Raw genomic sequence first — 1,745 nt, forward strand, 5'->3', positions numbered from 1 at the left:
TTATTAAAAGGTATAATAAAATATATATGTATAACGAAAAAGGAAATTGTATTTGATAAAGATGTAAACATTTCAATAGATGTTAATCCAAACAATATTCTTTAATTATAGGAGGAAAAATTATGGCAATTAGACAAATAGCTCAAATTGGAGAGCCAGTACTTAGAAAAAAATCAAAGGTTGTAGAAAAATTTGACCAAAAATTAATAGATTTATTAGATGATATGGCTGATACTATGTACGAGGCAGATGGTGTAGGACTTGCAGCACCACAAGTTAGTATACTAAAAAGAGTAGTTGTAATAGATGTAGGAGATGGTTTATTAGAACTTATAAATCCAGAAATAATAGAAACTAGTGGAGAACAAATAGATGCAGAAGGTTGTTTAAGTGTAGCTGGAGAAAATGGAGATGTTAAAAGACCTTATGTAGTAAAAGTAAGAGCTCAAGATAGACATGGAAATACTTTTGAAATAGAAGGCGAAGAATTATTAGCTAGAGCTTTCTGTCATGAGATAGATCACTTAGACGGAGTGTTATTCGTAGATAAAGTAGAAAAATAGTAGGAGTGATATAAATGAAAATAGTATTTATGGGAACACCAGACATTGCAAAAGGATGTCTAGAAAAACTAATAAATGAAAAACTAGATATAGTAGGAGTAGTTACTCAAGCCGATAAACCAATTGGTAGAGGTAAAAAAATGGGTATGCCACCAGTTAAAGAATTGGCTCTAGAACATGGTATACATGTGTATCAACCGGTTAAGGCTAGAGATGAAGAATTTATAAATACTTTAAAAGAAATTAATCCAGATTTAATAATAGTAGTAGCTTATGGTCAAATTCTTCCTAAAGCATTGCTTGATATACCAAAGTTAGGATGTATTAATGTTCATGTATCTTTACTTCCAAAATATAGAGGAGCAGCACCAATTAACTGGGTAATAATCAATGGAGAAGAAAAAACAGGTGTTACTACAATGTACATGGATGAAGGATTAGATACAGGAGACATAATACTTCAAAGTGAATTTGCTTTAAGTAATGAAATAACAGCAGGTGAGCTTCATGATATGATGATGGAACAAGGTGGAAACCTTTTAATAGAAACTATTAATCAAATAGAAAAAGGATGTGCACCAAGAATAAAGCAAAATGATGAAGAGTCTTCTTATGCACCTATGATGAATAAATCTTTAGGAAATATAGATTTTACTAAGACTGCCAGAGAAATTCATAACTTAGTCAGAGGAGTAAATCCTTGGCCAAGTGCTTATACAACTTATGAAGGTAAAACCATGAAAGTTTGGAAAACAAAGGTTTTAAATGAAAGTGCTAATAAACCATGTGGAACAATACTTAAAGTTGATAAAGATGGTATAAGAGTAGCGACAAACGAGAATATTTTATTAATAGAAGAAATACAAATGCCAAACAAGAAAAGAGTGGCAGTTTGTGAATATATAAAAGGAAACAAGATCGAAGAGAATACTATTCTAGGTTAGGCTTATTATGACTGATATAAAAAAATACGTTAAGGTAGTTAATGTTTTTTTAATAACTCTTATTTTAAGTGCCTTGCTTATTCATTTATTCTTATCAAAATATATAAATATACTTTCTTTAGTGATAAATCTTATAGTCATTGGAATAATATTATTAATATTATTTTCAACTGTGATAACATATTTTATTTTAAATGATAAGGAAGTCAATAGATATTTAATGAGAATAAATTATACA

At 29.3% G+C, this 1,745-nt stretch carries 2 protein-coding genes and 1 pseudogene; all 3 read left to right on the top strand.

Annotated elements, in window-relative coordinates:
* Positions 1-122 precede the first annotated feature (122 nt).
* The gene (gene def, locus NSA58_RS19775; RefSeq protein WP_039678910.1) at positions 123-563 is read left to right on the top strand and encodes a peptide deformylase; all 441 of its coding nucleotides are present in this window, start codon (positions 123-125) and stop codon (positions 561-563) included.
* Positions 564-577: 14 nt separating this feature from the next.
* Positions 578-1,507, top strand: a complete 930-nt coding sequence (gene fmt / locus NSA58_RS19780; RefSeq protein WP_074079180.1) for a methionyl-tRNA formyltransferase — start codon at positions 578-580, stop codon at positions 1,505-1,507.
* Positions 1,508-1,514: 7 nt separating this feature from the next.
* Positions 1,515-1,745 (top strand): annotated as a pseudogene (locus tag NSA58_RS19785) (DUF116 domain-containing protein); the annotation flags it as partial.

The sequence above is a fragment of the Terrisporobacter muris genome (assembly GCF_024621905.1).
Lineage (GTDB): Bacteria > Bacillota > Clostridia > Peptostreptococcales > Peptostreptococcaceae > Terrisporobacter > Terrisporobacter muris.

Bases quoted from the DNA above. Each gene is read 5' to 3' on its own strand.
- def (WP_039678910.1), top strand. From the start codon at position 123: ATGGCAATTAGACAAATAGCTCAAATTGGAGAGCCAGTACTTAGAAAA.
- fmt (WP_074079180.1), top strand. From the start codon at position 578: ATGAAAATAGTATTTATGGGAACACCAGACATTGCAAAAGGATGTCTA.